This window comes from Brevundimonas vesicularis (assembly GCF_032067225.1).
In the GTDB taxonomy this organism is placed as follows: domain Bacteria; phylum Pseudomonadota; class Alphaproteobacteria; order Caulobacterales; family Caulobacteraceae; genus Brevundimonas; species Brevundimonas vesicularis_F.
In genome coordinates this window covers 1-4,835 of record NZ_DAMBJX010000031.1, presented here as the reverse complement: position 1 = coordinate 4,835, position 4,835 = coordinate 1, and the positions used below count along the sequence as shown (strand labels likewise).

Annotated in this window: 3 protein-coding genes and 1 pseudogene; all 4 read right to left on the bottom strand. The window is 67.8% G+C overall.

Annotated elements, in window-relative coordinates:
* Positions 1 to 291: 5-oxoproline transporter, DUF969 family subunit (locus RT123_RS09590; protein WP_313008906.1), on the bottom strand; the 291-nt coding region annotated here is incomplete at its 3' end.
* A 43-nt stretch (positions 292 to 334) separates the two neighbouring features.
* Positions 335 to 3,949: a hydantoinase B/oxoprolinase family protein gene (locus tag RT123_RS09585; protein ID WP_313008905.1), complete on the bottom strand. Its 3,615-nt coding sequence runs from the start codon at positions 3,947 to 3,949 to the stop codon at positions 335 to 337.
* Between the two features lie 298 nt (positions 3,950 to 4,247).
* Positions 4,248 to 4,634: an acyl-CoA thioesterase gene (locus RT123_RS09580; protein ID WP_313008904.1), complete on the bottom strand. Its 387-nt coding sequence runs from the start codon at positions 4,632 to 4,634 to the stop codon at positions 4,248 to 4,250.
* Positions 4,635 to 4,649: 15 nt separating this feature from the next.
* Positions 4,650 to 4,835 (bottom strand): annotated as a pseudogene (locus RT123_RS09575) (acyl-CoA thioesterase); the annotation flags it as partial.

Sequence of the window (4,835 nt, the reverse complement as noted above, 5' to 3'; positions counted from 1 at the left end):
CTTGACCTGTGTCACCAGATCGCGCGCCCGCTCCTGAAGGCCGGCGTGCTCCAGCAGGCCGATGACCGGCAGGACCAGCCAGGTGATATGGAAATAGCGGTTGTCGTTGAAGGCCTGGCCGAACCGGCTGATCGTATCGACGGCTGCCGCCACAAGGTCGCGCGCATCCACGGCCGGCCCGACCGCCGCCAGCACTCCGGTCGTGATCGCCGCGACCAGAATGACCACCAGCGGATTGATGCGGGCGACGAAGCCCACGACCACGACCGCGATCCCGATAAGCACCAGCATGGTTCGCCCCCCTTTGATGGCATGGTCGCGCGGTTCGCCCGGCTCAGGAAGCGTCTTTTGCGCCGAAGCCGCCGCCGCCGGGCGTTTCGATGACGAAGACGTCGCCGGGCGTCATCGCCGCCTCGGCCGTCGAGCCGAGGGGGTCAATCGTTCCGTCCGCCCGTTCGATCCGGTTCACGCCCGTCGCACCCCGTTGGCCGCCGTCGGCGCCGAAAGGCGGAACGCGGCGACGATTGGACAGGATGGCGGCGGTCATGGGCTCCAGGAACCGCACCCGCCGCATGGCGCCGTCGCCGCCCGTCCAGCGCCCCTCGCCGCCTGAGCCTCGACGGATCGAGAATTCTTCCAGCAGGACGGGGAAGCGGGTTTCCAGCACCTCGGGATCGGTCAGGCGGCTGTTGGTCATGTGGGTCTGGACCGCGCTGGTCCCGCCGAAGCCGGGCCCGGCGCCCGAGCCGCCGGCGATGGTCTCGTAATACTGGCGGGCGTCGTCGCCGAAGGTGAAGTTGTTCATCGTCCCCTGGCTGGCGGCCAGGACGCCCAAGGCGCCGTACAGCGTGTCCACCACCGCCTGGCTGGTCTCGACATTGCCGGCGACGACGGCGGCGGGATAGCGAGGGTTCAGCATCGACCCCTCCGGCACGATCAGCTTGATCGGCTTCAGACAGCCTTCGTTCAGCGGAATGGCGTCGTCGACCAGGGTGCGGAAGACATAGAGGGTCGCCGCTCGTGTGATCGACAGGGGGGCGTTGAAGTTGGTCGGTCGCTGTTCGCTGGTTCCGTTGAAGTCGACGACGGCGCTGCGCTGAATCGGATCGACATCGATGCGGACCCGGATGACGGCGCCGTCGTCCTTCTCATAGGCGAAGGCACCGGGTTTCAGGGCGGCGACGGCGCGGCGGACGGCCTCTTCGGCATTGTCCTGGATATGGCCCATATAGGCGGCGACGACGGGACGGCCGAACTCCTGCGTCATGCGGATCAGCTCGTCGGCGCCGCGCGTGCAGGAGGCGATCTGGGCCTTCAGGTCGGCCATGTTCTGATCGACGTTGCGCGACGGATGACGGCCCGAGGCGAACAGGGCGCGGGTCTCGGCGTCGCGCAATCGCCCGGCATCCACCAGCAGGAAGTCGTCGATCAGCACGCCTTCGTCGTCCACCGTGCGCGACGAGGCGGGCATGGAGCCCGGCGTCGTGCCGCCGACGTCGGCATGGTGCCCGCGCGCCGCGACGAAGAAGGCCGGCGCATCGTCGGCCTCAAGGAACACCGGCATGATGACGGTGATGTCGGGCAAATGGGTGCCGCCGTTGTAGGGCGCGTTCAGCATATAGACGTCGCCCCGGTTCATCCGCCCGCCGCGAGACGCGATCACGGTGCGGATGCTCTCGCCCATCGATCCCAGGTGGACCGGGATGTGCGGAGCGTTGGCGATCAGGGCGCCGGTCGCGTCGAAGACGGCGCAGGAGAAGTCCAGACGCTCCTTGATGTTCACCGAATAGGCGGTGGCGCGAAGGGCCTCGCCCATCTGTTCCGCGCAGGCCATGAAGCGGCTGTTGAACACCTCCAGCATGATCGGATCGACATCCGTGCCGATGGCGACGCGGGCGGGCAGGGCAACGACCCGCTCCAGCAGCAGATTGGCCTGGGCGTCCACGGTCGCCCGCCAGCCCGGCTCGACCACGGTGGTGCCGGTGTCCTCCAGCAAGATGGCCGGTCCGTCCACATCGACGCCGGGCGTCAGGGCGTCGCGGCGATAGACGGGGGTCGGGCGGTCCTGACCGGCCATGCGAACGGTCAGTTCGGCGACGGTCTCAAGCGCGCCGGTCGTGGTCGGGGCCAGGCACGCCGAAGGTGTCTGGCCCGAATGGCCGACGGCCTCGACCTCCAGCGTCTCGACGACCAGAGCCTTGTCCTCGGCGAAGAAGCCGAAGCGGCGGCGGTGTAGCTCTTCGAACGCCTGGGCCATCGCAGCGGCGGGGCCGAAGGGAAGGATCAGAGGCTTATCGGAGCCGGCGAACTTGATCTCGGCGCGGGCAAGGGTGGAGACGGCGTCGGCTGTGAAACCCTGCGCCTCGAGGTCGGCGCTTGCGGCGGCGGCAAGGTCTGCGATCCGGACCGCCAGAATCTCGTCGCGCGCCGGATCCAGCGCGGCCGCCTCGGTCGCCTGTCGGATGGTCCGCACCTCGGCCAGACCCATGCCATAGGCCGACAGCACCCCCGCAAACGGATGCAGCAGAACCTTGGTCATGCCCAGGGCGTCGGCCACCAGACAGGCGTGTTGCCCGCCTGCGCCGCCGAAACTGTTGAGCACGTAGCGGGTCACGTCATAGCCGCGCTGGATCGAGATCTTGCGGATCGCCTCGGCCATGTTCTCGACGGCGATGGTCACGAAACCCTCGGCCAGTTCGCCGGGCGTCGTCTGGCGTCCGGTCGCCGTCGAGACTTCGGCGGCCAGGGTCTCGAACCGGGTCCGAACCGCACCGACGTCCAGCGGTTGGTCCGAGTCAGGGCCGAAGACGGCGGGGAAGAAGTCAGGGCTCAGCTTGCCCAGCATGACGTTGCAGTCCGTCACCGTCAGCGGTCCGCCGCGCCGATAGGCGGCCGGTCCCGGAACCGCACCGGCCGACTCAGGCCCGACCCTCAGCCGTCCGCCCTCGAACCGGCAGATCGAACCGCCGCCCGCCGCGACGGTGTGGATGCTCAGCATCGGCGCCCGCAGCCTGACCCCGGCGACCACGGCGTCGGACGTGCGTTCGTACTCGCCGGCGAAGTGGGACACGTCTGTCGAGGTGCCGCCCATGTCGAAGCCGATGGCCCGCTCAAAGCCTGCCGCCTTGGCCGTCTCGGCCATGGCGACCACGCCGCCCGCTGGTCCCGACAGGATGGCGTCCTTGCCCCGGAAGGCGTCGGCGGCCGTCAGCCCGCCCGACGACTGCATGAACTGAAGCGGCGTGTCCGGCCCCAGGTCGGACCCGACCCGCTCCACATAGGCGCGCAGGATCGGCGACAGATAGGCGTCGGCGACCGTCGTGTCGCCCCGCCCGATCAGCTTGATCAGCGCCCCGATCTCATGACTGACCGACACCTGTTCGAACCCGACCTCGCGCGCGATTTTCGCCAGCCGCGTCTCGTGGTCGGTGAACCGCCAGCCGTGGACCAGGACGATGGCGACGGCGCGCAGTCCCGCCACATGGGCCGCCGTCAGGTCGGCGCGCGCCTGGTCTTCATCCAGCGGCCGGTCGATCTGGCCGTCCGCCGTCACACGTTCGTCGATCTCGACCACCCGGTCATACAGTTGGTCGTTCAGCACGATCTCGCGCACGAACAGTTCGGGGCGCGCCTGCCACCCGATCCGGAGGGCGTCGGCGAAGCCGGAGGTGATGGCCAAGAGCGTCGGTTCGCCCTTGCGCTCCAGAAGCGCATTGGTCGCCACAGTCGTGCCCATCCGCACGTCCCCGACCAGACCGGGCGGCAACGGGCCCCTCTGCACGCCGAGGCTCCGCCGGATGCCCTCCACGGCCGCATCGGCATAGTGCTCGGGATTGACCGACAGCAGCTTACGCGTCTGCAGCGTGCCGTCGGGGGCGCGGGCCACGACATCGGTGAAGGTGCCGCCCCGGTCGATCCAGAAGTTCCAGAGCGCGTTCGATTTTATCATGGTCCGAACTTTAAGTCGGTGCTGTCAGCTAAACTAGCCCAGCCAATGGCGCGTGGGACTTGCGCGGATCCTGATGCTTGCCCCTGTCCTCACATCATCGAGTGCGCCGTTATGGCAGTCGGAGGTCAGAGCGTGATCAGATGCCGCCGAACATGGGGTGTCGCATTTGGAAAGACGGATGCTGGAACGGTCAGGACGGTCGTTTCACGAGGCTATCGCAGCCCGCGCTACGTTCGTCTGGATCCCCAAGATCGTCTCGATGTCGATTACTTGGCCCTAAGCTGTGGTTGCTTCTTGCCTACCCAAGAGCACCATCTATCGCACCCAAGCTTCCATCTAAACTCCGTCTGGCTTGGATTGCCTTCGGCTTGGCCGCGTCATCGACGGCGACCATGACGAACTCGGCCGTGGTCGAGCGTCGCCGTTCTCCTGTAAGGAGGCGTTCGGCCCAGAGTTGCACCTCGACCGAAAGCGAGCTGCGCCCGACCATCTTTACGCGCGAAATCAGTTCGACCATGTCGCCGCCATCGATCGGGGCCTTGAAATCGATGCGGTTGGTCGCGGCCATGACCATGACTTCGCGCGCATGGCGGGTCGCCGAGACGAAGGCTGCCTTGCCCATGAGCTTGAGCGCCTCGCCGCCGAAGGGGGTGCCGTAGTGGTTGGTCGTGCCGGGAAAGACCATCTCTGCGGTCCTCAGTCAGCCGTCGTCCGCTTCGCCCGCCTCATCGGGCGGCGCCAAGGGCTGGTCATCACCCGCGGGCCTCAGAGCGACCATGTTGAAGGCGCCGCGCGTGCACAGGCGGCGCTCGCCGCTCAGCAGGCTTTCGGCATGCAGTTCGACTTCGACTCCCAGCGAGGACCGCCCGACCCGAACGACGCGGCC